Consider the following 24,455-nt stretch of genomic DNA (forward strand, 5'->3'; position numbering starts at 1 on the left):
GCATCTTGCCGATTTGATCCGGACAGGTTTGAACGCAGTTGAACGCAGTTGAACGCAGTTGAACGCGGACATAGCCCGGCGCCCGCTCAATGCGAGCGAATCATGGTCCCGTAGGCCTGATCGGTCAAAATCTCCAGCAGCATGGCATGCGGCACCCGGCCGTCAATGATGTGGACCGCATTGACGCCACTTTTGGCCGCATCCAGCGCGCCTTCTATTTTGGGCAGCATGCCGCCCGAAATCGTGCCATCGGCAAACAGCTCGTCAATCTCGCGGGCGCTCAGGTCGGTCAGCAGTTCGCCGGCCTTGTTCAGCACGCCGGGAGTATTGGTCAACAGAACAAGCTTTTCGGCCTTGAGCACGATGGCCAGCTTGCCCGCCACCACGTCGGCGTTGATGTTGTAGCTCTCGTTTTCCTCGCCAAAGCCAATCGGGCTGATGACGGGAATGAAGGCATCGTCCTGCAGTGCCTTGACCACGCTGGGGTCGATGCTGACGATTTCGCCGACGAAGCCGATGTCATGCGCCTTGTCCGCATCGTCCTTGTCGAGCATCTTGAGTTGGCGCGCCCGGATCAGGCCGCCGTCGCGCCCCGTGAGGCCGACCGCCTTGCCGCCGGCCTGGTTGATCAGGCCCACGATATCCTGCTGAACCTGGCCGGCCAGCACCCATTCGACCACCTCCATGGTTTCATCGTCGGTCACGCGCATGCCCTGAATGAAGCGCCCCTTTTTTCCGAGACGGTTCAGTGCCGCTTCAATCTGCGGTCCGCCGCCGTGCACCACCACCGGGTTCATGCCGACCAGCTTGAGCAGCACCACGTCTTCGGCAAAATCGGCCTGCAGCGCCGGGTCTGTCATGGCATTGCCGCCGTACTTGATGACGATAGTTTTGCCGTGGAACTTGCGGATGTAGGGCAGCGCCTGGGCCAGAATCTCGGCCTTGTCACGCGGTCCGATGTGGGATAGATCAGGATCGACGGAGGGAGTGGCAAGGGGTGTGGTCATGGCGCCAGGTAGTTAAGTCAATTAGCAAATTGTGCCGTATCTCGGTGCACCTCCGCCCGTCCTGTCCGCTAGCACTCAACCGATTGCGGATTCAGGCATCGTCACAAGGCTGATCCCCATAGCCATGAACACAGGCTTTCAACACCGCCTTGATGCGCGCCACATCGCTGGCTGCCGCAGCGCCGCGCAAGGTCTGCAAATGCAGCGCAAGCTCGGGCCACGCCATAAATACCTCATGCGCCTTCATGATGCGCGGATGGGCTGTCGGCGCGGGGTTGTCGCCAATCAGCAGCTCTTCGTACAGCTTTTCGCCGGGACGCAAACCGGTGATGGCAATTTCTACATCGCCCTCGGGATTTGCCTCGTCACGCACCTTCATGCCAGACAACGCCACCATGCGGCGGGCCAGATCAATGATTTTGACGGGCTCACCCATATCGAGCACAAAGACATCGCCCCCGGTGGCCATGGCCCCGGCCTGCAACACCAGTTGCCCGGCCTCGGGAATGGTCATGAAATAGCGCGTCACCTCGGAGTGCGTCACAGTCAGGGGTTCGCCCGCGGCAAGCTGGCGCCGGAACAGGGGCACCACGCTGCCGCTGGAGCCCAGCACATTGCCAAACCGCACCATACTGAAACAGGTAACCAGCTTTTCATCCGTCTGCGGAGCAGCTCTTTCAGCCAGCGCCTGCAGCACCAGTTCGGCCATGCGCTTGCTGGCGCCCATGACGTTGGTCGGCCGAACCGCCTTGTCGGTGGAAATCAGCACGAACCGCGACGCGCCGCTGGCCAGTGCGGCCTCAGCCATATTGAGCGTACCGAAGACGTTGTTAAAAATGCCTTCTGCCGGGTTGGCCTCGACCATCGGCACATGCTTGTAGGCCGCCGCGTGATAAACGCTGTCAGGGCGATAGGTCTCGCAGATTTCCCGCAGCCGAAGCGGATTGATGACTGAACCCAGCAAGGGCACCAATTCCGCCTTCAGGCCCTGAGCTGGTTGCAAGCCCTGCAACTCCTGGTGAATGCTGTACAAACCGAACTCGCTGTGGTCCAGCAGCAAAAGCTGGCGCGGCCGCTCTGCCAGAATCTGCCGGCACAACTCACTGCCGATACTGCCGCCGGCGCCGCTGACCAATACCACTTTGCCCGCCAGATTGCGCGTCAGCAGACCCGCAAGGGGCGCAACAGGATCGCGCCCCAGCAGGTCTTCAATATCCAGTTCCTTGAAATCCTGAACCGTTACGCGGCCGCTGGCCAAATCAGCCAGACCCGGCAGGGTTCGAATATGCACCGGCAGCGAGTGCAGGCTTTGAATGATGTTGTTGCGCCGTTCGCGAGATGCGCTGGGGAGTGCCAGCAAAATATCTGTCACCCCTTCACGGGCTACCAGGCCGGCAACATCCTGCTGGGAATATACCCGGATGCCATTGATGCTTCGACCGACCTTGCCCAAATCATCATCGACAAATCCCAGCAACTGATACTGGCCTGATATTCCCAGTGCTGCCGCTGTTTGCACGCCCGCCGTACCCGCGCCAAAAATCAATAATCGGCCGTCATCGTTGTGCCGCTGCTCCCAGCCGGCCAACCAAAATCGCGCAACAGCCCGACTTGCCCCGACCAGCAGCAAAAATATCATGGGCTGCAATACGCCCAGGGTACGCGGTACGCCCGGCCAGCGCACCAGCAGCAACAAGCCCAGAAGCAACCCGCCGTAAACCGCAACGGCCTTTGCTGTCGCCAGCAAAGCGGCCTGACCGGTGTACCTGAATATGGCGCGGTACAGCCCGAAGCGGATGAATAGCGGCACGGCCAGCGTAGGCGCCAGCGCATAAACCCACCACTGCGCCCCGCTGGGCCAGTGCAGAGTATCGAGCCGCAAACTGAACGCCAGCCAGGTCGCCAGCACGGACATACCGACGTCTATCGCGACAACAATCAAAAGCTTGAAAGTACGAGGCCAGCTGAGAACTTTTTCCTGCATTTGATTGCCTGAAGCCTTCCAGTTCTACTGAGCCGTGATGGCAAAGTTTTCTTTAGATTGCCCTTGCGAAACCAGCGCTGAAAGCCAGCGAGGCATCAAACCGCGGCCGCTCCAGGTTTCGCCGTTGGGTCCACGGAATTTGGCGGCCACAGGCGGCTTTTTAACACCAGAACTTGCCCGTTTGCCCGCTGCGGGTGTCTTGGCCGGGGCTTTGGTTTTGCCTTTAGCGCCCTTGCGCTTGCTCGTACCCAAGTCCTTGACGGTAATTCCGAAGGCCTGCATTTTTGCAAGGATTTCCTGCACGGTTTTATCAAATTCCCGCGACTTGATTTCATCGGCCTGCTTTTGCAGCTTTTCAATCTGGCTCTGGAGATCAATCAAATTACTCATGTCTGAATTCCTTCTTGGGTTGGCTTTGAAAAGTCATACTGTAACCGCGACGTCTTGAAATTTAAAATAGATGCGTTCTTTAATCGCGACGCACTCACGCGCCTTGGCATTTTCACCGCAATGAGAAAATTAATTTTTCAAGCCAAATGAGTGCCGCACCAGGTGCGACGCATCGAGCGCACCCATTTTTGGACAACCCGACGTTAGTGCGTAACGCCCTCGCGCCGAACTACCTTTAAAAACGTCAACCACAAGATATGAATGTCAAACCACAGCGACTGCCGCTGAAGATATTCAACATCCAGCTTGACCTTCTCAGGAATGGGCAATTCGTCGCGTCCATTGATCTGCGCCCAGCCTGTGAGCCCCGGCATCAATTTATGCACACCAAGCCGTGTTCGCAGTTCTATCAGGTCATGCTGGTTAAAAAGCGCAGGTCGCGGACCAACAAAGCTCATGTCTCCTGCAAAAATACTCCACAGTTGCGGCAACTCGTCCAAACTGCTCTTGCGCAAGAAACTGCCAATCGGCGTGAGATGCGCATGGGCGTCAGCCAGCAGGTGTGTAGCGACCGCTGGTGTGCCTACCCGCATGCTGCGGAACTTGGGCATTTTGAAAATGGTGTTGAGGCGCCCTACCCGATCAGACCAGTATAGGGCTGGGCCAGGCGAGGTCAGCCGCACCAGGGCGGCCACCAACAATACTGGCACAGCCAGGATCACAGCCGCAGCCAGGGCCAGCAACAGATCAAATACGCGTTTCACGTCCATCTTCTGCAGCTTTCGTGAAACCTCGGTCGGGGATGAAACGCTATTTCAATCGCTGCATTCCGCGCGCAGCGAGTCACCCCTTTCGGACTAGCCTGACCTAAATGCTGAATGGTCGCAAGGGGTCGCGTGGAAGGATTAACCAGCGACGCCACTTAAGCACCAGAACCTGACACTGAACGCACGATGGACAGCAAAGCAATGTCGAATGTGAGTAGCTCAAGCCCATCATGAATAGCAGTCGCGGCAATAATGGCATCGGGCAGTTTGACTTTATGCGCACGGCGCAGGGCGATGGCTCCATCTTCAATCTCAATCGTGATGGTCCGATAGGTGAATTTAGACAGTCGATCCACTATCAATTGTTCTTCGGCAGCATTTATGCCCGGATAGCCCAACAGCTCCATTCGGGTGATTGCACTGTAAGCACACTCTGAAGCCAACAAAGCTCGCTGAGACACCATTTCAAGCACTTCTGGCGTTGCTTTGAGCAATCCCAAAATGCAGTTTGTGTCCAGCAGGTACTTAATGCCACTCATCACGCATCTTCCGCTGAATTGCCATAGGTTCGGCGCCAAATGTCAACGAATCTTCCAGACCGCCGCAAAGGTCAGACAGGCGCAACAGTGGGGGAACATGTTCAATCGGAACACGCTTGACTCGCAAAAACTCAGCAAAGTCCAATACCTCAGCCAGTAAGGGCTCAGGCAGCGTACGAGTAATTTCCCATAGTTTTTCGGCTGTCGTCGACATATGAACTCCCGTAAATGTTTGCATTTTACAAGCCCCCATTGCAAAAGTGCATCGGTGGCTGGATCCTTACCCCTGTGGACTTCATTCTGATGGCCGATGCATGACTTAATTGCCCGCCGCCGCCCGTCGCAAACCCTCATCCAGCGAAAGCGGAGGCGTCCAGCCCAGCAAGCGCCGGGTTTTTTCAATATCCACTTGCAAAGAGCCGCACAGGCGCTGCGCCACATCCTGCTTGCCTACCATCGTGGCCGCCAATTTCAGCCAACTGGTCGGCACAGGAATCAAATGCGCCGGGCGGCCCATGGCCTGACCCATGCGTCGCAACAGTTCCGCGGTCGAAACATCCTCGCCATCGGAGACCAGAAAAGTCTGATTGGCTGCTGCGGGATGCGTAAGGCAAGTCACGATCAAATCGACCAGGTTGTCTAGCGCCACCAGACTGCGCTGGTTGTGAATGGCGCCCAGCGGCAAGGGTATGCCGCGCAGAAGCCAGCGCATCAGTGAGCCGAAATTTCCGGGTGCATCTGGCCCGTACACAAGCGGAGGGCGAATAATCACCACCTCCATACCGGTTTTAGTGGCCAAGGCTTGCAACCCTAATTCGGCCTCGTACTTTGATTGTGCGTAGGGGGAATGTGGCTGGGCCTGATCTTCGGAGGTAAACGGCTGGTGAGATGTCGCTGCTCCATTCACTCCAATTGAGCTAATAAACACAAATCGGCGCACACCGCTTTTAGCCGCCTGCCGGGCCAGATTTAACGTGCCTTGTACATTTACCCGACGAAACTCGTCCAGCGGGTTTACCGCGGTCTCAGCCATCACATGAACCCGTGCCGCACAATGCAAAAGCACCGACACGCCATCAAGCGCAAGCGACCAGTCGGTTGAGGGCTCTAGGTCACCCGTAACGCGGGACAAAATTCTGTCCGACCATTGCTCACCGTCTTTACGTAAAGCAACTGCCACCCGCCGCGATCCGTCGTCATTCAGTAAGCGGTGCACGACCGCTTTACCCACGAACCCTGTCGAGCCAGTAACAAGTATTTCAGACAATCAGAAATCCTTCCGGATTCGTTCGCCACCGAAGCCCGGAATCAATACACGACTCATCGATAGCGCGAGACGCCATTAAACAAAACAGAAGACACAGCCTCGGTTGCATTTTTAAATATCTCAATATGACTATCAAACAGCATGACTAGCGAGAACGAAGAGCAACGCGATAAAGTATGCCACGAACAGAGCCCGGGACCAATCTTGGAAACACCCGTAAAACAAGGTTATAAAGCGCCCGTGGAAAAGTAATAAACCCAGCCGCCAGAAATAGCCGCTGAGCCTTTATTTCGCTCTTTACATAACGCATTCCACCGCGCCTCTCCAGCAGTCCCGCTCCAGCTCGGGCATGGACAAACACTTGCGCCAGATTGGCGAATTTATACCCATTATTAATCATCCGCACCCAGAGCCAGTAATCCTCCATCAGATCGAGTTCTTGATAACCCCCTGCCGAATCGACCGCTGATTTTCGATACATCACAGTCATGTGATTCATGGGGTTTCGGGTCCGAGCAAATCGCACTATCTGCGCATGCTCAAGCGGGACTTTCCGTAGCCCCGAAGTCACGTGAGGGTCAACTTCGAATTCTGCGATCCATGTTCCCAGCACGTCGACGTCGGGGTGCTTGTTCATCCAGGAGCATTGCGCCTCAAAGCGTTCCGGCGAGCACCAATCGTCTGTATCAAAACGCGCCACCAGATCATAGCTGCAGTGTTTTAGCCCTTCGTTCAGAGCAGCGGCAAGGCCGACATTCCTGGAAAGTCGTACTATTTTCATTGGGAGCATTGTTAAGTGCGATTGGACTATTGATTCCAATTCCTCCCCAATAGGACCATCGATAACAAGAATTACTTCCCGTGGTGGCAGCGTCTGACTCGTAATGCTTTTCAACGCGCATTCTAGTGAAGATGGCATCTCGCGCGAGTACAGTGACATAAGTATGGAAAACTCCATAGCTGCCGGTAACTGTTGTATTGTCATCATTTACCCGGAAATGGTCCGCTCTTCCCTATAACTCCATGATAGAGCCCAAGGAGCATAAATTTCACTTGCTTAAGTCGTGGCGGGTTAACACAGGCAAAAAGTAAAAATCCGCGCACAGTTCGAACAATATCGTAAAACTTCCAATACAACGGAAAAGCTGGATGCTTTTGCATAGCCACTGCATTTCGCATTGTGTAGTAATGCCGTAATGGCGAATGCAGCGGCACAATGATGGGGCCAATTTTCAGTCGCTGATCCCCAAGATTATGAAACAGCGTCGCGGCGGCGACTCCATAGGATTTAAGGCCTCGTAGACGTGCGCGTGCGCCCCATTCAACATCCACATATTCCAAAAATAAGTCTTCGCGCATTAGGCCGACGGTCTCAAGAGATTCACGAGACATCAACGTTCCAGAACTTAAAAGCGAAAAACATTCAACAACCTGTTCCGGCGTGGTAACGGATAGTCGTCGCTTAAATCCATGAACAAATGTCACAAACGGTATTATGTTGCCTGTAGCCTGATCAATTAACTTTGGTCCGACAGCTGCAACACCTACACCCTTTTGTTTCAACGCCTCCTCAGCCTCAATGAGATGTTTGCGAAAGCCAGGTGTCACCATGCTGTCTTGATCAAAAACTATGACGTGAGTTACGCCTTTGACAAGAGAATTCTCTATGCCTATATTTTGAGCCGCGCCAATCCCCAAATTCACCTTATTTAATACCAAGTCTACCTGACTGTTAACCGTCACTTCGCATAACAAACTCGTGTCAGGCGAACCATTATCAACGATAACAACTCTTTCAAATTGAGCGCACAACTCACGAATAAACACTGCAAGATGAGACAAGTCAGGATAATATGTGACAACAACCGCAAATATTTTAGAATTATCTTCCATATTCTCACTCATTCAGATATTAAATATTATCTATATCTAAAAATAATACAAATAAGAAATGCTTTATTTCTTTTCTGGTTGCTGAATTGCAAAATTGCTTCGAGATAAATAATCTACAACAAATACAAACCCAAAATTAATTGCAAAATCAAGAACGACCTTGAACCATAAAAAATCTGAGTAATTGTTAACTATCGGAACACGTATAATGAGCCAAAATATGACAGGATAGTAAATTGTTGGATTTTTTGCCACAAATGGACGAGCTATATTTAGCACGACGGTTATATTAAAAAGAACGAATAATGGTCCTAAAATTATCGACCAAGTTCCAAATATCGTCCATGCATGGGCTAGGTAATAGGTGTTCGCATTGAGCCAAGCATCTCCAGCCGTTGGAAATAATATCTGGACCACTTCTGCAGCAGGATCGATTTGCTGGAGGCCAAATAGACCAGCCAACGGCATTCCAAGCCATAGATATTTTTCATCTGGCGTTAAGAATTGATATATATAAAACATACCCTCGTTTTGCCCGGCAAATATTCGTAACAGCGTGTCTTGAACCAGCGCCATGTCAAACTCATAGCCAAGCGTGATAACGAACATCACAGCACTCAGTCCAAAACCCAAAAGACCACCACGGATAAGATATTTCGCTCGACCGCCACGAATATAGAATAGCCAAAAAGTTGACACTACTAAAAGTACAATCGTAAATTTCTGAATGTCATACAATGAATTAATAAGAGCCAATGGTATATTTGCGATAAATATTGCTCGTTTTACGCTATTCTTCGGGTCATAAGAGAGCAACATAACCGAAGCGAGATATACGTAGGAAGTAAAACTTCTAAAAATATAATTCAAGCCAAAAACTGTGATGCCCTCCTGATTAGTTAAAATTCGAACTTTTGCTTCCCCGGCAGCCACTATATCGCCACTAAAAGCTAGCAACAAAGGAATCTCTGATATGGATGCTAATTTTATCGCCAGTATAATTAGCGAGACGAAGGTCAACCATTTTAAAGTTGATATTTTTTCGTCCTGCGCTCTATAATACAATGGCGATAATATTCTGCTCTTAAAAAGGAAGGCAAGTCCAAGAAAAAATAAAATAATACTTAGAATTGTACTTATTACCGCATACTCCTTCGCGCTTTGGCTAATATCCATATCCATATCAAATGACATCGGAAAATCCAAAACACCTATGGCAATTGTTCCTGGAAGTGTAAAAAATAATATTTGCAATAGAATTACCAGCGATAGCGGATGTGCATTTTCTCCGAGAAAACGAAATCCTGCTGATTTCAGAATAAATGCTGATAAAGCGAGCAATAGGCATAACATACCTATTAAAAAATAGAACAAGATTTTTGCCTTATGAATTCAATTATTGGCGTAATTTAACTGCCGACTTTTGTATTGTTGGCAGAAACTTTATATAGTATTCTAAATCTCAAGAGTGGAATTGCCCTTAGCCGATCTATTAACTAATCAACAGACGAGAATCAAGACCGGACTTAAAAAGAGTGCTACCTCTACATGCTGAGACACCAAGTCGAGAAAATCCACTGGTGTCATTAGTGCATCTTTCCATCAATATATGCTACCAAGCGAGCCATGTATTTGTACCCCAGCGCTGCTGAACGGGCAATAGCGGTCTGCATGAACGGGATGATTACTTTAATCCCCGTGGTCCGTCGGAAATTTGCTGAGTTTCCTCGCAGTGCTAGCCAAAGCGCCGTCCGTTTGAGGCCCATGAAGCGGTCTAAATTATGCAGTTCTATTCGCATTACTTCCAATCCGACCTGAACCTGCCGTTCCCGTGTCCCCGTGCTTGCTGCGTCATGGAGGCGATACGCCGCAACTTTGCTAGCGGTAAAAGCGAGTGCATCGCTCGCAATGAGTTTTAGGTAGTAATCCCGATCTTCTACTCGGAAGGCCTCATCGTAGTATCCGATTTTTTTTAGTACTTCGCGTTTTGCCAGATAAACCGGGCCGGGAATACACCAATTGAGTATGAGTTCGTATGGTCGGGTGCGGCAATTTGAAAGTGCACTTACGTTAGCATGAAACTTGTCGACCAATACTGAGCTACAGATTTTCTTACCTGCTTCGTCTATGCCAATGCAATCGGCAAAAATGGCCAATGCCTTTGGCGCACCCTTAAGAGTAGCGAGCCGCGCCTCAATGCCTCCCTTCAGAAGCATGTCATCACTCGCGAGCAGCACCAAATATTCACTCGTAAACGTTCGCAGTAAGGTGTTTAGTGTTTTTGTAACCCCTTGATTATCTTGACGCATTAGAATATAGTGATTTAGACGATGCCCATGGGTACTGAACCATTCGTCTGCTAATCGATAAGTCTCATCGGTTGAACCGTCGTCGAGGACAATTACTTCCAAATTCGGGTATCCGTCGCTCAATATACTGTCAAGGCAAGACCTAATATACCGGGCATGGTTATAGGCGGGAATTAAAACACTAATAAGTGGGTAGTCAGAGGCGGAGGTTATCAACATTTTCAAAGCAGTCTTTGTGTCACATCAAGCGAGATAGTACTAGCGACGCAGAGAAAACCTGAGCAAACCAAGCGGCGGCCATCTATTCTAGCTGTACATAACCCCACAATACCCATCCGAATATATAATTATCTAGTGTTAAAAAGAATAGAATCTGCAATAATAAAATCAACGGGAAAAATGTTTCAAATTCTTATATAAGAAAAGTAGATACAAACAATAGTTCGCTGTATAGGCGAAGTTTGCACCATGGACGCCATATTTCGCCACGAAAACATATGCTAGCAAAACAAACATTATGGAGAAAGCTATTTCGCTCCCCATAAACCATTTTGTCGCACCACGAGATAACATTGGATATGCATAGAGCCAGGACATAATCTTTACCACATCGCCCACCAACTGAATCGCAAACAATTCCCGCGCCGGACGAAACGCCTCCGTAAATATCAAGCTAATAGCCACATCGCGCAGTAGATAGACCGCGATTGCCAATAGCAACACAATCGGCATCACTATCTTTGCGGTTGTTTTAATTTCCTTCAGAATCGCGCCTGCTCCCTCCAACGAAGCCAGCTTGGGCAGGAAGTAGGTGCTTAATGCCATGGTGATCACACCAAGGTACACCTCGGATATTTTCCATACCGCTTGCCAGTGGCCAGCCTGCTCCCAACCGACCTGCGCGATCAGAATATTTCGCACCATCAGCAACGACACCGGCACGGTCAGCGCGGTGGTCACAGCCATTGCGACGTAGCCACCGATGCCTTTCAGATGTGCACTGTCAGTTGCACCCCACCAATACTTTAGACGGAACCACGGCTGTTGGACTGATCCGACCAGCATTACCAGGCCGGAGATACTTGAGAACAAAACCGCGGCGATCATTGCGCCTTTGAGGTTTTCTTCCATCACCAGCACCACCATTACGATGGTGGCAATAATCACCGACACCATTCCTAGCCCAATAAAGCGGCGGTACTGATGCTGACCGTTAATCACCGATGCGATCAGAGTATTGGCTGCGGACAAGGGCAACGCCAGCGCCGTCATCACGACTAACCAGAAATAATTCACGTCACCAAATACCCAGTGAGCCAAAGGTTTGGCAAAAATACACGCAACAGGAATGACTACAGCCAACAGCACCACGATCCATTTCAGAGCAGCCTTCCACCATGGGGCGCAACCATCTAATCCCGCAGCCTGGTATTCGGCGGTGTAACGCACCACGCCAGTCCCCGCCGGCGCAGCAGTGATGCCACTGAGCGCACTAACCAGACTTTGAACTTGCCCAAGCATGGCAATACCACTCGGCCCGGTATAAATGGCTACCACCTTGGCGATGACAAATCCGCTAGCCATCCGCAACAAGGTGAGCAAGCCGCTAAATAGCGTGACAGTTAATAGTTTCCTCACGCTAATTAATTCATGCAAGATTAGCTTTTACCGCTTCTATTACTTGTTCGACGTCACTCGCCGGCATCGCCGGCCCAATTGGGAGGCTTAATACCTGAGCCGCCATGTGCTCGGCCAGCGGAAAGGCACCCTCCTCCCATCCGGCCTGTCCATAGGCCTGTTGGCGATGCGGCGGAATGGGGTAATGAATCAGCGAACCCACACCGGCATCGGTAAGCGCCTGTTGCAGTGCGTCGCGCTGCGGGTGTTGCACCACATATAAGTGCCACACCGGCTCGACCCAGTCGGGAACATGCGGCAGCGTCAGGCCGCCGCCGGCCAAACCTGTTTGGTAAAGCTGGGCGATGATGCTGCGACGGGCGTTCCATTCATCCAGGTGCGCCAATTTGACGCGCAAGATGGCGGCCTGCAGTGGGTCCAGCCGGCTGTTATAACCCTGCACTTCGTTGACGTATTTCACGCGTGAGCCGTAGTTGCGCAACACGCGGATGCGGTCGGCCAGTTGCGCATCGTTGGTGGTCACTGCGCCGCCGTCGCCCATGGCGCCCAGGTTCTTGCCGGGGTAAAAGCTCCAGGCCACGGCGTCCCCATGCGTCCCAATACGCTGACCTTTATAGCGTGCGCCGTGAGCTTGCGCTCCGTCTTCAAGCACACGTATTCCATGTTTGCGCGCAATGGCCAAAATTAAATCCATGTCGGCTGGCTGTCCGTAGAGGTGCACCGGCAGGATGACTTTGGTGCGGGGGGTGATGGCCGCTTCAATCAGCGCCGGGTCAATGTTGAAGGTGCGCGCATCGGGCTCTACCGGTACCGGCGTGGCGCCGCACTGACTCACTGCCAGCCAGGTAGCAATGTAGGTGTTGCTGGGCACGATGACTTCGTCGCCCGGCCGCACGTCCATGGCGCGCAGGGCCAGGTGCAGAGCGTCCAGACCGTTGGCTACGCCTATGGCCTGGGTTGCGCAGCAGTAGCTGGCAAATTCTTCTTCGAATGCCTCTACCTCGGGCCCCCCAATGTAGTAACCCGAGGCCAGTGTTCGGGCAACGGCTGCGTCAATTTCAGTTTGCAGTTCGAGGTAGGCCGCGCCCAAGTCTAAAAATGGAATGTTCATGCTTGCCACCGATTTCTCATAAATTCTGCGTAGTCGCGGTAATAGTCTGCTTCGTCGTATTTGTTGGAGGCCAGCACCATGCAGACGGAGCCTGAGGAAAAGTTGTCCAGCTCGCGCCAGATCATGGGGCATACATACAGGCCGTTGTAGGAGCGGCTGAGGTGCACGCGTTTTTTATTTTTTCCGTCATCAAGCACCACGTCAAAACTGCCCGACATGGCAATGATGAGTTGGTGCAAGCCCTTGTGTGCATGACCGCCACGCTCGGCGCCGCCCGGCACGTCGTAAAGGTAATAAACGCGCTGTATGTCAAAGGGAATCTGGTTACCCCCTTCGATAAAGCTCAGGTTGCCGCGGGGGTCCGTAATTTTTGGAAGTTCAATTATTTTGCAGAGATCAATATTCATTTCAGTAACTTTTCTTGTGTATTAATTTATTTCCGAAAAAAATTTCAAGAAAACTCTTTAATCCACGCAGCAACAAGCTCTTCAGGATACCCACGATGGAAATGCTTACGCCACGGATAGGCGCTCAAATTTGAACCATCTTTCAGTTTAATTTTACTGGTATCGCAAATAAACTTAGCTGGCGCACCACCTACTACCGTGTCAGCAGCTACATCACGCGAAACCGAACTATGCGCGCCAACCAAGGCCCCTTTGCCCACAGTCACGCCGGGCAAGATGATCGACATGGTTGCAATCGCGACAAAATCTTCGATAGTGACACCCAACATCACTTCACTTGGTGGATGAGGGTCATTTGTAAGTACCACATAGGGAAATATCCAGACATAGTTACCAATGCATGAGTGTTGGCCAATGTGAACATTGCTATGAAAACGCACATAGTCACCAATTTCACAGTGGCCCTGAATATCGCAGAGCGTGCCAATTTGAAGGTTTTTTCCGGCCTTGGTTTTCTCGCGTACTGTTACGCGGTGCCCGGTAACAAGACCATCGCCGAAATGCGAACCTTGATAGAAAACGCTATGCGAACGAATGACTGAATCACGCCCGATGATTAGCGGTTGACCATCTGCCAGTGAAGTTGGGTAGCCCAACTCACAATAACCGTCAATGCGCGTGCCACTACCCACGTGCACGTTCTCGTGTATGACAGTGAACGGCCCAACAGTTACATTTCCACCTAACTTAGCTTGAGGTGAAACAAGAGCGCTTGGATGAATAAGAGGTTTTGTCATTGAATGAGCTTGAGTTGGGTTGTATTGATAAGCCTGCTTGGGACGATAAAAAGTTGCGTTGGTTTGGCCGCGAATGGCTGCTAAGTATGTTTATCAAGGTCGTGATAATTGCGCCAATTGGCCCAAATTGGTAGGCTGGAGCTGCTCCCACAAAAAACTTTTAACCACGAAGTCCGACCCGGCCGGAGTGAGGTGTCCATAGTCGATAACAAGTAAATTGAATTCATCGTTGGAAGGTACTCTCGCACGGCATTCGTTCGCCCGGCACAACTTGTCAATGAGGGAAACGTAGCGGACGTTGCTGTTCGCATAAGTCGCCCGCAATTTAGCGTTTGTCTCGATGATCTTGGCATCCAGACCTTCGGAAATGTAATCGCGCTGAACCTTCAAACCCTTTGCAACGATGACCGGCAACGAAGGTCGCCATTGCGGTACGGGTCCAACGAGTACTAGTTCACCTTGGTTTGCCTCAACGAATTGTGCAACCTTAAACCAATCCGTCAGATCATGTTCTTCGCCTTGCGCGACGAACACCCGCGCTGGCTTGTTCTTCTTGATGAAATCTATCGCGAACTGGTTGCTAACTTGACATGCAGCTTTATTCGCGCCGTTCTCGGGATCATGTTGGAGCTTTGGTTTGCACCCGCTTGTGGCGATAAGGGCTAGTTGGGCCATAGGCGAGATGTTTTTCCGGAAGCCAAATGAGAGTGCTTGTGCATGCGAGTCACCCCATAGGAGGTATGCGGGACGACTACCACTAACGGCCGTACAGGCCTTATCAACCACGCCCTTGTTGGCGCCAGTAGGCCAGTCATAGAAATCGCACCGCTCTTGATAGTAATCAGACATGCCAAACTTGTGCAGCTTGTTGTAGCGATCAAGGAAAACCCTAGTCTCGTCTCTGTTCACCGGCCGCTGGGGTAAGCCGTCAAAGAACAATATGGGCGTGGCAAATACTCCGACAAAAAAGAAGATACTGACGAGTTGCGAGGTCGAACCCCTGTTGCTGACGCGTATAGGCGTTTCGATTGTCTTGTAAGTAAGCCATGCCAAAACGATTGAGAGAAGAACCAAGCCAACACGCACCGTGCTTGAAGTGTGTTCCCCACTGTTTAGGATCAGTGCCAATGACAACATTGGCCAATGCCACAAATACAGCGGGTAGCTGATTTTCCCAAACCAGACCGCTAACTTGTTAGATAGCACGATGCGATTTACCCACGCTGCCGGCCCTGCCGAGATAAGCAATGCTGCCCCCAAAGTTGGTAAGAGTGCCCACCAGCCTGGGAAAGCTCGAGCTTTATTGATAAACACCAAACCAACGACGATCAGCGCCATTCCAACGATGGACTGGACGTTACGGTGCTTTGAAATCGAAATAGGCTTGAACAAAACAGCATAAGCTAACAATCCGCCAATCATTAGCTCCCAAAAACGCGAAAGCGGGGAATAGAACGCAGCCTCTGCATGCTCTGGAAAACTCAGCAGGTTGACCCCGAAGGACACCAAGGCGACAGCTGCCGCAATGGCTAACAAGTTCCACTTGCGCTTCCAGGCCAATCCCAGCAATAGCGGCCAGATGATATAAAACTGCTCCTCTATTGCAAGGCTCCACAGGTGTAGCAGCGGCTTTGCCTCTGCAGAGGAATTGAAGTAGCCAGACTCACCCCATAGTATTAAGTTGGACACGAAACCTATACCGCCGAGAGTGTGCTTGCCAACCTGCTCGTATTCGCTGGCCAGTAAGCCGAACCAGCCTACGCCGAGACAGGCCAGAAGCACGACCACCAGGGCGGGAAATATCCGCCGAACCCGTCGCCGATAAAACTCCAAATAGCTGAAAGAGTCGTTTTGAAGGTTGCCAAATATGATCGTTGAAATCAGAAAGCCAGAGATGACAAAAAAGATGTCGACGCCTATGAAGCCGCCCACGATCAGCCCCGGGAATGCATGAAAACCCACAACCGAGAGCACGGCGACGGCACGCAGTCCGTCGATGTCAGCGCGGTATTTTGGATGGGTCAGAGCTTCGGGTGGTGGCGCAGTAGCAAAAAAATTCATATTAAATAAAAGCAACTAAAGAACGTCTCGTATAAAACTTGGTAGTTTCGTGATCTGGCGCGGCTGCGCGTGCTATCGGCCTACGCTTTGCCAACCCGACCTACTTGCTCTTGTTTTTATAGCAAAGTTTGCCCGTGGAACATGGGCTTGAGGCTGATTTGACAATTACTTTCCTCGCTAGCTGACCCGGTAGTTCATGGGCTGCAAGGCAGGTCACCCGCCCTCAAAACGTCTCGGCTTCGCGCAGCGCCAGCCCCAGCTGGTCTTTGGCAGACAGACTGGGCTGCGTCATCACAGGCCAATCGATGCCAATTTCCAGGTCATTCCACGCAATGCAGCGCTCATGCTCTGGCGCGTAGTAATCGGTGGTTTTATACAGAAACTCTGCTGAATCACTGGTCACCAGAAAGCCATGCGCAAAGCCTGCAGGTATCCAGAGCTGCTTGTGGTTGTCTTCGCTCAACTCCATGCCCACCCATTTGCCAAACGTGAGTGAGCTTTTCCGGATATCCACCGCCACATCAAACACCGCCCCGCGCACCACGCGCACCAGCTTGCCCTGCGGCTGCTCGATTTGATAATGCAGGCCACGCAGCACGCCCTTGGCGCTGCGGCTGTGGTTGTCTTGCACAAAATTGACATCAAGGCCGGTGGCCTCGTTGAAGGCTTTCTGATTGAAGCTTTCAAAGAAGAAACCACGGGCGTCGCCGAACACCTTGGGCTCGATGACGAGGACGTCTGGGATGGTGGTGGGGGTGATTTTCATTTGAGTTTTGTCGCTCATTTTGCGGCCTTTCCTTGCTCTGCCAGCCACAGTTGTTCCTTTTCCAGCTCTGCCCTGAGTTCGTCTTCGGACGGCAAAACCAGTTTGTATTTACTGGCAAAAAGTTGTTCGTTTTCGTGCAGGACGGAATAGCGCACCACAGAGGTATCTTTGCCTGCGCAAAGGATGATGCCTACTGTGGGGTTGTCGTCCGGGGCGCGCTTGAGGTCATCAACCATGCGCACATACATGTCCATCTGGCCAATATCTTGATGGGTGAGTTCTCCGGCTTTTAGGTCAAAGAGGACGAAGCATTTGAGCAGGTAGTTGTAGAACACCAGGTCAATGTAGAAGTCTTTGGTTTCGGTGCTAATGCGCATTTGGCGGGCGACGAAGGCAAAGCCTTTGCCCAGCTCCAGCAAAAATCCTTGTAATTTATTGATTAGTGCTTGTTCCAGGTCAGCTTCCAACAGACGGCCGGTTTCAGGCAGCCCGAGAAATTCCAGTAGTACCGGGTCACGCACGAATTCACGCGGTGTCTTTTGCAAGGGGGCCATCTGCGCGGCGGCTTCTTGACGCACGGGGTCACGGTCGCGGCTGGCGAGCAGGCGCTCGTAATACAGCGTGCCGATTTGCCGGTCCAGTGCGCGGGTGCTCCAATTCTGGTCCGCAGCTTCGTTCATGTACCAGTGTCGGGCCTGTTCACCGTCTACGCGCAGCAGGTTGCGGTAGTGGGTCCAACTCAATTCGTGACGCAGCGCGTCACGAATCGGAAACGCCAGGTAAAAAAGTCGCATGTAGCGCAAATTGGAGGCATCAAACCCCCGCCCGAACTCGCCGGTCAGCGATTCCGCTAATCTGGGGATCAGGCGAATACCATACGCTGCCCGGTCTGCGCCTAGCTGCTCGAATTCCACAATATGCTGCCCAATTTCCCAGCAAGTACGCACCTGTATGGAATCAACGGCCCGGAGTGCCTGCCCACGCGCGGCTTCAATCAGCCCGCGCAACTGGCTGATCAGCGTGGGGAGGGATTCCTGGTCTTGAACGGTCAGCTTTTTCAAAGCTGCACCCCTTCAATTAACAAGCGCAGCAAATACTGGCCATAGCCGTTCTTGGACAGCGGCTGGGCCAGCTTTTCAAGCTGCTCGGAGGTGATGAAGCCGTTGCGCCAGGCGATCTCTTCGGGGCAGGCAATCTTCAGGCCCTGGCGGCGCTCTAGCGTGGCAATGAACTGGCCGGCTTCCAGCAGGCTGTCATGGGTGCCGGTGTCGAGCCAGGCGTAGCCGCGCTGCATGATCTGCACATTGAGCTGCCCCTTGTCGAGGTAGGCCTGGTTGACGGCGGTGATTTCAAGCTCGCCACGGGCGCTGGGTTTGACGGCCTTGGCGATGTCGACGACCTGGTTGTCGTAGAAGTACAAGCCCGTGACGGCGTAGTTACTCTTGGGCGTGAGCGGCTTTTCTTCGATGCTGCTGGCCTTGCCGGCCTTGTCGAAGGCGACGACGCCGTAGCGCTCGGGGTCTTGCACATGGTAAGCAAATACCGTGGCACCGCTGACTTGGCTGTCAGCGCTTGAAAGCAGATTCACGAAATCGTGGCCGTAGAACAGGTTGTCGCCCAGCACCAAAGCACTTGAGTGGTTGCCAATAAAGTCTTCGCCGATCAGAAAGGCCTGTGCCAAGCCGTCGGGGCTGGCTTGCACGGCATATTGCAGATTCATGCCCCACTGGCTGCCGTCGCCCAGCAGTTGCGTGAAGCGCGGCGTGTCTTGCGGGGTGCTGATGATCAGGACGTCGCGAATGCCGGCCAGCATCAAGGTGCTGAGCGGGTAGTAAATCATCGGTTTGTCGTACACCGGCAGCAACTGCTTGCTGATGGCCAGCGTGGCCGGGTGCAACCGGCTTCCGGAGCCACCGGCGAGGACGATGCCTTTCCTGGAAAGTGGGGAGTGGCTAGTTGCTAGTGGGGAAGAGGTCATGAGAGGCTTAGTTATTTGTGCCGGCCGGTAAGGAGTTTGCCGCTACGGTCGACAAGTTCGAAGACAACATGGTCTTGGGGCGCGAAATTCAGCATGACGGCCAGTTGAAGCTGGGTTTCGAGTTCTGCCAGCAAGCCGCGCGCAATGCCAATGAAGTGCAAATATTCTTTTGCACCGTTTCCCGGCATCATGCAGAGGCATCCCGACGACGGGGGACAGGCTGCAACTGGGCTTGTGTCCCGTCCAGCCTGGCGAGACGGCGGGCGCTCTCGCGCTGCACCAGCGCCAGCAGCGCTTCCCGCACCAATTGGGTACGCTCGGTCAAGCCCGTCAGGAGTTGGGCTTGCGTCAGTAGTTCGTCGTCAAGATTGATGGTGGTGCGCATAGATGAGCCTTTTAGGCATCTTCTGCTTTGACTGGAGCCTGATTCACTTCAGATTTCAAAGCCTCGATTTCCAGCATCAGGCTTTCAAATTCGGCCACCTTGCGCGCCAGAAAGCGGACGGTGAGACCGGCTTTTTCAGCGATGCCGACGGGGGTGAGCAGGTAGGCGTAAGCCAGCTTGTTCGGGCTTTTTTGAAAGCTCTGCATCTTGATGAAGCCCTTGCCCAGCAAGGCCTTCAGGCAATAGTTGGTTTTACCCAGGCTCACACCCAACGCATCGGCCAGATCGCGCTGGCTTAAGTGCGGGTTGACCTCTAGAAGGCGCAGAACCTTGAGGTGGTTTTCTTCTTGGAGGGATGGAAATTCGGGGGCGTTCATTGGGTGAACACGAATGTTAGCACGGCATGCTTACGGCTTTGCTCGACCTCCTCGTTTTACTCTTTCCGCATTGGGGGAAGTTTGGGATGGGAGCTTCAGCGGTAGTCATTCAAAGTCTGGAAGACAACATGCGAAGCCTGGGCCTGCGCTGAAATAAGTGGCATTGACCGAGCGAACTCTGCGCCCCCATCTCAGCCTTTCCCCAAAGGGTGAAGGAGGAATACCGGCGCCGGGGCACCGGTCAAGCGATGACCTAAGTAGTTACAAATTCATGATGAAATATGGCCTTAACGCAATATACACGGGCGATAGACGCTATAACTTTAGTAGCATAGACTGAAGCGATTACTTAAGGCGGGTTAAGGCAACCGGTCATGCAAGTGCTTTTGCTGCACTTGTAGGGAGTGAAGCTTGACACCATTGATTTGTTTACATCAGCGCGACACCTGCTTTTAAGGCGGCCTCTCTTAGCTTGCCGTCCTGGCATGCAATGGGCAGGCCGTGGCGCATGGCGAGTTCGAGGTAGGCCGCGTCGTAGCTGCTGAGGTTGTAACGCATGGTCAATTCAAGCAGTTGTCTGGGGCCTGGGGCCACGCCCTTGTCAATTTCTATAGGCAGGGTTCCAACGGTGGCCACTATCTCCCTGGCGATATCCAGTGTTAGTTTGCCCCGAGTACACGCCGTTTTAAGTACATTGGCAAATTCTAGTTGCCACAATGCGGGCACGATTGCCCGATCCGTCTCCAGCAGGGTTGCCATGGCTTGCGTGTAGGCAGTTGCCTGGTCTGGGATGTACCACCCGGTGACCACGGAGTTGTCCAGCACGAAGGGCATTAGTCGCGGCCGCTTTCTATGGCCTGCGCGAGCGAAACACCCAGCCCGGCATCTTGCCCCAGACTGCGTAGCCGTTGCAGAGCCCCCGCAACGCGCAAGCGCTGGCCAGCGGGTGGCTGGCCGACAGCACTGACCGAGACGAGACGAGCCACCGGTTGGCCGTGCCGGGTAATGGTGATCTCCTCACCCTGCTCCACCGCATTCAATAACTCCGAAAAGCGGTTTTTGGCTTCGAAAACAGCAAAGGATTTCATGCGACATCCTTGAAAATATGGATAGCCATATTTTGCCAGCTTTGACGCCCTGCTGATAGCGGGCTTGCAATGGCAGCACGACGCGAGCACTGGTCGGTACCGGGGTCACTTCTTTTGCTATTATTTTAATAGCTGCTTGCGTCCGCTGCGAATGGGCTGTCACGTGTTTTGAATCGCTATTCCAGATGGTTTCGCCGCGGGGCGACCAGCTGGCACAAACCGATATCGGCAGGGCTCTGGCTCAGTCAGCCCTAAATACTTCCGTGCTTAAGCGCATCACGCAGCAGACTGTTAACCCGCGTTTGCCAGCCCGGACCTTTGCTTTTCAGCGCATCCATGACATCGGCATCAACGCGCATGGTCAGCGCCACCTTGGGCCGCGCAAGCCGTGGGCGTCCACGCATGGGCAGCAACTGGCCCAATTGCTGATCGGTGAGCGGCAAATTGTCCGGATCACCCAAGGCTGCCGCTGTAATGGTGGCATCTTCTTCGAGTGTGGGCGGGTTGAGCTTAGGGCGCTTGTTCATAACGACGATACTCCCGTAATTTGGCCTTGCGCAGGCCGATCACTCGTCGGCCTTCCGGCCGGTCCGTGAACACCACGACCCACAGACGGCCATCCATGGGCGCCAAAGCCACCTGCCGCAGTTCGCCATATTCACGGCGATCATCCAGCGACACAAAGGCATTGTCCCAATCGAACCAGCGGGGCTCAAACCCTCTGAAACCGTGGCTGATGGAAAACCTGCCTGCTCTTCACTAGCTGTCTTCCAGCACTTCTTCAAGCATGCGGTTCACGCCGTGCTGCCACGGCGGCAGGCTCAAGCCGAAGGCGGCTTGCAGTTTGGCCGTGTTCAGGCGCGAGTTGTGCGGCCGCTTCGCCGGCGTGGGGAAGGCGCTCGTGGGTACCGGGGCTACTTCTTTCGATATTATTTTAATAGCTGCTCGCGCCCGTGCTGCATGGGCTAGCACGTGTTTTGCGTAGCCGTGCCAGGTGGTTTCGCCGCTGGCAGCAACGTGGTAAATGCCCGCATCCTGGGGGCGCTGCAGCACCTGACGGATGGCGTGGGCCGTGACATCGGCCAGCAGCTCGGCGCCGGTGGGGGCGCCCCACTGGTCGTCGATGACAGTCAGGCGCTCGCGCTCTTGCGCCAGGCGCAGCATGGTTTTGGCAAAGTTGCCGCCTCGGGCCGCGTAAACCCAGCTGGTTCTGAAGATCAGGTGTTTGCTGCAGTGGGCCGCTATCAGCTGCTCGCCTTCGAACTTGCTTTGGCCATAGACGCTGAGCGGCGCGGGCGTGCCGGTTTCCAGCCAGGGCTGGGTACCGCTGCCGTCAAACACGTAGTCGGTGGAATAGTGCACCAGCCAGGCGCCGAGCTGTTGCGCTTGTTGTGCCAGCAGGCCGGGGGCGCTGGCGTTGATGAGGCGGGCCAGTTCGGGCTCGCTCTCGGCCTTGTCGACTGCGGTGTGGGCGGCGGCGTTGACGATGACGTCTGGGCGCACTTGCCGCACCGTCTCTGCAAGGCCCTGCAAATTGGAGAGGTCGCCGTAAAAATCCGTGCTATGGCGGTCCAGGGCAATCAACTCGCCCAGCGGCGCCAGGCTGCGCTGCAGCTCCCAGCCGAGCTGGCCGTTTTTGCCGAGCAGCAGGATTTTCATGCGACGGCGTATTGCGTCTGCACCCACTCGCGATAAGCGCCGCTTTGCACATGGGCGACCCACTCCGGGTTGGCCAAATACCACTGCACGGTCTTGCGGATGCCGGAATCGAAGGTCTCAGCTGGCTTCCAGCCCAGTTCGCGTTCGATCTTGCTGGCGTCGATGGCGTAGCGCCTGTCGTGGCCGGGGCGGTCTTTGACGCTGGTGATTTGAGTGCTGTAGCTGGCGCCGTCTGCCTTGGGGCGCATCTCGTCGAGCAACGCGCAAACGGTATGCACGATGTCGATGTTGGGCTTTTCGTTCCAGCCGCCGACGTTGTAGACCTCCCCCGGTTTTCCGGCATCTAGCACGCGGCGGATGGCGCTGCAGTGGTCTTTGACGTACAGCCAGTCGCGCACCTGCAGGCCGTCGCCGTACACCGGCAGGGCTTTGCCGGCCAGCGCGTTGACGATCATCAGCGGAATGAGCTTTTCGGGGAAATGGTAGGGGCCGTAGTTGTTGGAGCAGTTGGTGGTGAGTATTGGCAGGCCGTAGGTGTGGTGGTAGGCGCGCACCAGGTGGTCGCTGGCAGCCTTGCTGGCCGAATAAGGGCTGTTCGGCTCGTAGCGGTGAGTTTCGGTAAAGGCCGGGTCGCTGGCGCTGAGCGAGCCGTAGACCTCGTCGGTGCTGACATGCAGCAAGCGGAAAGCGGTTTTGGCAGCGCTTTCAAGATTGCCCCAGTAAGCGCGCACGGCTTCGAGCAGGCGGAAAGTGCCAACGATGTTGGTTTGGATGAAGTCTTCAGGGCTGTGGATGGAGCGGTCCACATGGCTTTCGGCGGCAAAGTTAAGGACGGCGCGCGGCCGGTGCTGGGCCAGGAGGCTGGCGACCAGATCGGCGTCGCCAATGTCGCCCTGCACGAAAACATGGCGCGCGCTGCCTTGCAGGCTGGCCAGGGTTTCCAGATTGCCGGCGTAGGTCAGCTTGTCAAGATTGATGACGGACTCATCGCTTTGTGCCAGCCAGTCGAGGACGAAGTTGGCACCGATGAATCCGGCGCCGCCGGTTACGAGAATAGTCATGGGAGGTTACCAATCATGGGCGTCAGGGCGCCGGCTTACTTGGGAGCGGCGGCCTCTTGCGATGGACGCGCATTTTGTGAGGATGATTTCAGTCCCATGGACCTCCGGATGCGCGCCAGCTTCTCGGCGGCTCTAGCGTTGGCTGCGGTTTTAAGTGCGATTTGCCGCATGAAGACAAACAGCACAAGCAGCAGCCCCGTCACCAGTGTGGCGCCAATCGCCAGCAGGGCTTTTTTGGGCTTGCTGGCCAACTGCGGCAGCGTGGGGGCTTGGATCAATTGCGCCGGGCTTATCAGGCCTTCGAGTTGCGCTTCGAGCGCGCTTACCTGTTTTTGTGCTTCTGCGGCAGTGTTCAGCAGTTCCGCGTAGCCTCGCCCCGGGTCATTGCCGCTGGTGATGGCGGCCGATGATTCCAGCCGACGGGCCAGAGTGGCGGCAGCGGTCTGGGCGTTTTTGAGGCGCATTTGAGCCTCGGCCAATTGGGTTTCCAGCCGCACCCGCGCGTTGGCCCTGGGCCGGCTTTCCTTGTAGGCTTGCAGCAGCAAGGCGTTGGCAATGGCCTGGGCCTGCACGGCGCTGCCGGCGGACACTGTCAGCGTGAGCAGCTTGTCGGTTCTTCCAACGACGGCCTTGATTTGCCGGCGCAGTTCGGTGCGTGCTTCTTCAACCGTCTGGCCCTTGGCCAAGCCCAAGCTGGCGATCACCGGGTCCAGCACGGTAGCGGTGGTCATCAGGCTGGCCGGGAATTGCTCTGCCTGAAGCACCGCCACGCTTTCGTAAGTCTTTGGCCATGCGAAGCCGATGCCGAGCGCGCACAAACCCACCAGCAGGGGACCGATGATCAGCAGTTTGAGGTTTTCCGCCAGCGTGACCAGCACGTCAAGCAGGCTGAACTCATCCAGGGTGGTGGAAAGGGGGCTTTGAATTTCATCCATTTATTGAGCAGACTTTTTAACCACAACCCGCAATTC

The 24,455-nt window shown here is 53.9% G+C and carries 29 protein-coding genes; all 29 read right to left on the reverse strand.

The window, feature by feature from the left end:
- Positions 1-86: 86 nt before the first annotated feature.
- Complete coding sequence (gene argB, locus HHJ18_RS10770) at positions 87-1,007, reverse strand: acetylglutamate kinase (RefSeq protein ID WP_296915027.1); 921 nt, start codon at positions 1,005-1,007, stop codon at positions 87-89.
- 91 nt (positions 1,008-1,098) lie between these two features.
- On the reverse strand, positions 1,099-2,991 hold the full coding sequence (locus tag HHJ18_RS10775) for a nucleoside-diphosphate sugar epimerase/dehydratase (protein WP_296915030.1): 1,893 nt from the start codon (positions 2,989-2,991) through the stop codon (positions 1,099-1,101).
- A gap of 24 nt (positions 2,992-3,015) precedes the next feature.
- Complete coding sequence (locus HHJ18_RS10780; RefSeq protein ID WP_296915033.1) at positions 3,016-3,381, reverse strand: H-NS histone family protein; 366 nt, start codon at positions 3,379-3,381, stop codon at positions 3,016-3,018.
- Between the two features lie 203 nt (positions 3,382-3,584).
- Entirely contained in the window at positions 3,585-4,145 is a 561-nt protein-coding gene (locus tag HHJ18_RS10785) for a sugar transferase (protein WP_296915035.1), read from the reverse strand.
- A 158-nt stretch (positions 4,146-4,303) separates the two neighbouring features.
- Entirely contained in the window at positions 4,304-4,687 is a 384-nt protein-coding gene (locus tag HHJ18_RS10790) for a type II toxin-antitoxin system VapC family toxin (RefSeq protein ID WP_296915037.1), read from the reverse strand.
- The gene (locus tag HHJ18_RS10795; protein WP_296915040.1) at positions 4,674-4,901 is read right to left on the reverse strand and encodes a DUF2281 domain-containing protein; all 228 of its coding nucleotides are present in this window, start codon (positions 4,899-4,901) and stop codon (positions 4,674-4,676) included. The genes HHJ18_RS10790 and HHJ18_RS10795 overlap by 14 nt, the downstream gene beginning before the upstream one ends.
- A 105-nt stretch (positions 4,902-5,006) precedes the next feature.
- Positions 5,007-5,954: an SDR family oxidoreductase gene (locus HHJ18_RS10800; RefSeq protein ID WP_296915042.1), complete on the reverse strand. Its 948-nt coding sequence runs from the start codon at positions 5,952-5,954 to the stop codon at positions 5,007-5,009.
- Between the two features lie 145 nt (positions 5,955-6,099).
- Entirely contained in the window at positions 6,100-6,942 is an 843-nt protein-coding gene (locus HHJ18_RS10805; protein ID WP_366558830.1) for a glycosyltransferase, read from the reverse strand.
- Positions 6,939-7,847: a glycosyltransferase family 2 protein gene (locus tag HHJ18_RS10810; protein ID WP_296915043.1), complete on the reverse strand. Its 909-nt coding sequence runs from the start codon at positions 7,845-7,847 to the stop codon at positions 6,939-6,941. Before HHJ18_RS10810 ends, HHJ18_RS10805 begins: the two co-directional genes overlap by 4 nt.
- Positions 7,848-7,910: 63 nt before the next feature.
- A complete protein-coding gene (locus HHJ18_RS10815) occupies positions 7,911-9,221 on the reverse strand; it encodes a hypothetical protein (protein WP_296915045.1) in 1,311 nt (436 codons plus the stop codon).
- 212 nt (positions 9,222-9,433) lie between these two features.
- The gene (locus HHJ18_RS10820; RefSeq protein ID WP_296915209.1) at positions 9,434-10,375 is read right to left on the reverse strand and encodes a glycosyltransferase family A protein; all 942 of its coding nucleotides are present in this window, start codon (positions 10,373-10,375) and stop codon (positions 9,434-9,436) included.
- 168 nt (positions 10,376-10,543) lie between these two features.
- Entirely contained in the window at positions 10,544-11,812 is a 1,269-nt protein-coding gene (locus tag HHJ18_RS10825) for an O-antigen translocase (RefSeq protein ID WP_296915048.1), read from the reverse strand.
- On the reverse strand, positions 11,805-12,905 hold the full coding sequence (locus HHJ18_RS10830; protein WP_296915050.1) for a DegT/DnrJ/EryC1/StrS family aminotransferase: 1,101 nt from the start codon (positions 12,903-12,905) through the stop codon (positions 11,805-11,807). The genes HHJ18_RS10825 and HHJ18_RS10830 overlap by 8 nt, the downstream gene beginning before the upstream one ends.
- Positions 12,902-13,312 (reverse strand): FdtA/QdtA family cupin domain-containing protein, encoded by a 411-nt coding sequence (locus HHJ18_RS10835; protein WP_296915052.1) that lies wholly within the window; start codon positions 13,310-13,312, stop codon positions 12,902-12,904. Before HHJ18_RS10835 ends, HHJ18_RS10830 begins: the two co-directional genes overlap by 4 nt.
- Before the next feature lie 44 nt (positions 13,313-13,356).
- On the reverse strand, positions 13,357-14,109 hold the full coding sequence (locus HHJ18_RS10840; RefSeq protein ID WP_296915055.1) for an acyltransferase: 753 nt from the start codon (positions 14,107-14,109) through the stop codon (positions 13,357-13,359).
- 93 nt (positions 14,110-14,202) lie between these two features.
- A complete protein-coding gene (locus tag HHJ18_RS10845) occupies positions 14,203-16,170 on the reverse strand; it encodes an acyltransferase family protein (protein WP_296915058.1) in 1,968 nt (655 codons plus the stop codon).
- A 223-nt stretch (positions 16,171-16,393) separates the two neighbouring features.
- Positions 16,394-16,936, reverse strand: a complete 543-nt coding sequence (gene rfbC, locus HHJ18_RS10850; RefSeq protein ID WP_296915212.1) for a dTDP-4-dehydrorhamnose 3,5-epimerase — start codon at positions 16,934-16,936, stop codon at positions 16,394-16,396.
- A 14-nt stretch (positions 16,937-16,950) separates the two neighbouring features.
- Positions 16,951-17,997 carry a PDDEXK nuclease domain-containing protein gene (locus HHJ18_RS10855; RefSeq protein WP_296915061.1) on the reverse strand — a complete coding sequence of 349 codons (1,047 nt, stop codon included), beginning with the start codon at positions 17,995-17,997 and terminating at the stop codon, positions 16,951-16,953.
- Positions 17,994-18,914, reverse strand: a complete 921-nt coding sequence (gene rfbA / locus HHJ18_RS10860; protein ID WP_296915063.1) for a glucose-1-phosphate thymidylyltransferase RfbA — start codon at positions 18,912-18,914, stop codon at positions 17,994-17,996. The genes HHJ18_RS10855 and rfbA overlap by 4 nt, the downstream gene beginning before the upstream one ends.
- An 11-nt stretch (positions 18,915-18,925) precedes the next feature.
- Positions 18,926-19,105 carry a four helix bundle protein gene (locus HHJ18_RS10865; protein ID WP_296915066.1) on the reverse strand — a complete coding sequence of 60 codons (180 nt, stop codon included), beginning with the start codon at positions 19,103-19,105 and terminating at the stop codon, positions 18,926-18,928.
- A complete protein-coding gene (locus HHJ18_RS10870; protein WP_296915068.1) occupies positions 19,102-19,299 on the reverse strand; it encodes a type II toxin-antitoxin system VapB family antitoxin in 198 nt (65 codons plus the stop codon). Before HHJ18_RS10870 ends, HHJ18_RS10865 begins: the two co-directional genes overlap by 4 nt.
- An 11-nt stretch (positions 19,300-19,310) precedes the next feature.
- On the reverse strand, positions 19,311-19,676 hold the full coding sequence (locus HHJ18_RS10875) for a MarR family EPS-associated transcriptional regulator (RefSeq protein WP_296915071.1): 366 nt from the start codon (positions 19,674-19,676) through the stop codon (positions 19,311-19,313).
- Positions 19,677-20,105: 429 nt separating this feature from the next.
- Positions 20,106-20,510 (reverse strand): type II toxin-antitoxin system VapC family toxin, encoded by a 405-nt coding sequence (locus tag HHJ18_RS10880; RefSeq protein ID WP_366558831.1) that lies wholly within the window; start codon positions 20,508-20,510, stop codon positions 20,106-20,108.
- On the reverse strand, positions 20,510-20,764 hold the full coding sequence (locus tag HHJ18_RS10885) for a type II toxin-antitoxin system prevent-host-death family antitoxin (protein WP_296915076.1): 255 nt from the start codon (positions 20,762-20,764) through the stop codon (positions 20,510-20,512). The genes HHJ18_RS10880 and HHJ18_RS10885 overlap by 1 nt, the downstream gene beginning before the upstream one ends.
- A gap of 251 nt (positions 20,765-21,015) precedes the next feature.
- Complete coding sequence (locus tag HHJ18_RS10890) at positions 21,016-21,291, reverse strand: BrnA antitoxin family protein (RefSeq protein ID WP_296915079.1); 276 nt, start codon at positions 21,289-21,291, stop codon at positions 21,016-21,018.
- Positions 21,275-21,502, reverse strand: coding sequence for a BrnT family toxin (locus HHJ18_RS10895; RefSeq protein WP_296915216.1), 228 nt, complete (start codon positions 21,500-21,502; stop codon positions 21,275-21,277). Before HHJ18_RS10895 ends, HHJ18_RS10890 begins: the two co-directional genes overlap by 17 nt.
- A gap of 21 nt (positions 21,503-21,523) precedes the next feature.
- Positions 21,524-22,423 (reverse strand): dTDP-4-dehydrorhamnose reductase, encoded by a 900-nt coding sequence (gene rfbD, locus HHJ18_RS10900; protein ID WP_296915082.1) that lies wholly within the window; start codon positions 22,421-22,423, stop codon positions 21,524-21,526.
- Positions 22,420-23,484, reverse strand: coding sequence for a dTDP-glucose 4,6-dehydratase (gene rfbB, locus HHJ18_RS10905; protein ID WP_296915085.1), 1,065 nt, complete (start codon positions 23,482-23,484; stop codon positions 22,420-22,422). The genes rfbD and rfbB overlap by 4 nt, the downstream gene beginning before the upstream one ends.
- A 35-nt stretch (positions 23,485-23,519) precedes the next feature.
- Positions 23,520-24,419, reverse strand: coding sequence for a Wzz/FepE/Etk N-terminal domain-containing protein (locus tag HHJ18_RS10910; RefSeq protein ID WP_296915088.1), 900 nt, complete (start codon positions 24,417-24,419; stop codon positions 23,520-23,522).
- Positions 24,420-24,455: the final 36 nt, after the last annotated feature.

This window comes from Polaromonas sp. (assembly GCF_012927455.1).
GTDB lineage: Bacteria > Pseudomonadota > Gammaproteobacteria > Burkholderiales > Burkholderiaceae_C > Polaromonas.

Excerpts from the sequence above, each read along its gene's own strand:
- argB (WP_296915027.1), bottom strand. The coding sequence starts at position 1,007 with ATGACCACACCCCTTGCCACTCCCTCCGTCGATCCTGATCTATCCCAC.
- HHJ18_RS10775 (WP_296915030.1), bottom strand. The coding sequence starts at position 2,991 with ATGCAGGAAAAAGTTCTCAGCTGGCCTCGTACTTTCAAGCTTTTGATT.
- HHJ18_RS10780 (WP_296915033.1), bottom strand. The coding sequence starts at position 3,381 with ATGAGTAATTTGATTGATCTCCAGAGCCAGATTGAAAAGCTGCAAAAG.
- HHJ18_RS10790 (WP_296915037.1), bottom strand. The coding sequence starts at position 4,687 with ATGAGTGGCATTAAGTACCTGCTGGACACAAACTGCATTTTGGGATTG.
- HHJ18_RS10795 (WP_296915040.1), bottom strand. The coding sequence starts at position 4,901 with ATGTCGACGACAGCCGAAAAACTATGGGAAATTACTCGTACGCTGCCT.
- HHJ18_RS10805 (WP_366558830.1), bottom strand. The coding sequence starts at position 6,942 with ATGATGACAATACAACAGTTACCGGCAGCTATGGAGTTTTCCATACTT.
- HHJ18_RS10810 (WP_296915043.1), bottom strand. The coding sequence starts at position 7,847 with ATGGAAGATAATTCTAAAATATTTGCGGTTGTTGTCACATATTATCCT.
- HHJ18_RS10820 (WP_296915209.1), bottom strand. The coding sequence starts at position 10,375 with ATGTTGATAACCTCCGCCTCTGACTACCCACTTATTAGTGTTTTAATT.
- HHJ18_RS10830 (WP_296915050.1), bottom strand. The coding sequence starts at position 12,905 with ATGAACATTCCATTTTTAGACTTGGGCGCGGCCTACCTCGAACTGCAA.
- HHJ18_RS10835 (WP_296915052.1), bottom strand. The coding sequence starts at position 13,312 with ATGAATATTGATCTCTGCAAAATAATTGAACTTCCAAAAATTACGGAC.
- HHJ18_RS10840 (WP_296915055.1), bottom strand. The coding sequence starts at position 14,109 with ATGACAAAACCTCTTATTCATCCAAGCGCTCTTGTTTCACCTCAAGCT.
- HHJ18_RS10845 (WP_296915058.1), bottom strand. The coding sequence starts at position 16,170 with ATGAATTTTTTTGCTACTGCGCCACCACCCGAAGCTCTGACCCATCCA.
- rfbC (WP_296915212.1), bottom strand. The coding sequence starts at position 16,936 with ATGAAAATCACCCCCACCACCATCCCAGACGTCCTCGTCATCGAGCCC.
- rfbA (WP_296915063.1), bottom strand. The coding sequence starts at position 18,914 with ATGACCTCTTCCCCACTAGCAACTAGCCACTCCCCACTTTCCAGGAAA.
- HHJ18_RS10865 (WP_296915066.1), bottom strand. The coding sequence starts at position 19,105 with ATGATGCCGGGAAACGGTGCAAAAGAATATTTGCACTTCATTGGCATT.
- HHJ18_RS10870 (WP_296915068.1), bottom strand. The coding sequence starts at position 19,299 with ATGCGCACCACCATCAATCTTGACGACGAACTACTGACGCAAGCCCAA.
- HHJ18_RS10875 (WP_296915071.1), bottom strand. The coding sequence starts at position 19,676 with ATGAACGCCCCCGAATTTCCATCCCTCCAAGAAGAAAACCACCTCAAG.
- HHJ18_RS10880 (WP_366558831.1), bottom strand. The coding sequence starts at position 20,510 with ATGCCCTTCGTGCTGGACAACTCCGTGGTCACCGGGTGGTACATCCCA.
- HHJ18_RS10885 (WP_296915076.1), bottom strand. The coding sequence starts at position 20,764 with ATGAAATCCTTTGCTGTTTTCGAAGCCAAAAACCGCTTTTCGGAGTTA.
- HHJ18_RS10890 (WP_296915079.1), bottom strand. The coding sequence starts at position 21,291 with ATGAACAAGCGCCCTAAGCTCAACCCGCCCACACTCGAAGAAGATGCC.
- rfbD (WP_296915082.1), bottom strand. The coding sequence starts at position 22,423 with ATGAAAATCCTGCTGCTCGGCAAAAACGGCCAGCTCGGCTGGGAGCTG.
- rfbB (WP_296915085.1), bottom strand. The coding sequence starts at position 23,484 with ATGACTATTCTCGTAACCGGCGGCGCCGGATTCATCGGTGCCAACTTC.
- HHJ18_RS10910 (WP_296915088.1), bottom strand. The coding sequence starts at position 24,419 with ATGGATGAAATTCAAAGCCCCCTTTCCACCACCCTGGATGAGTTCAGC.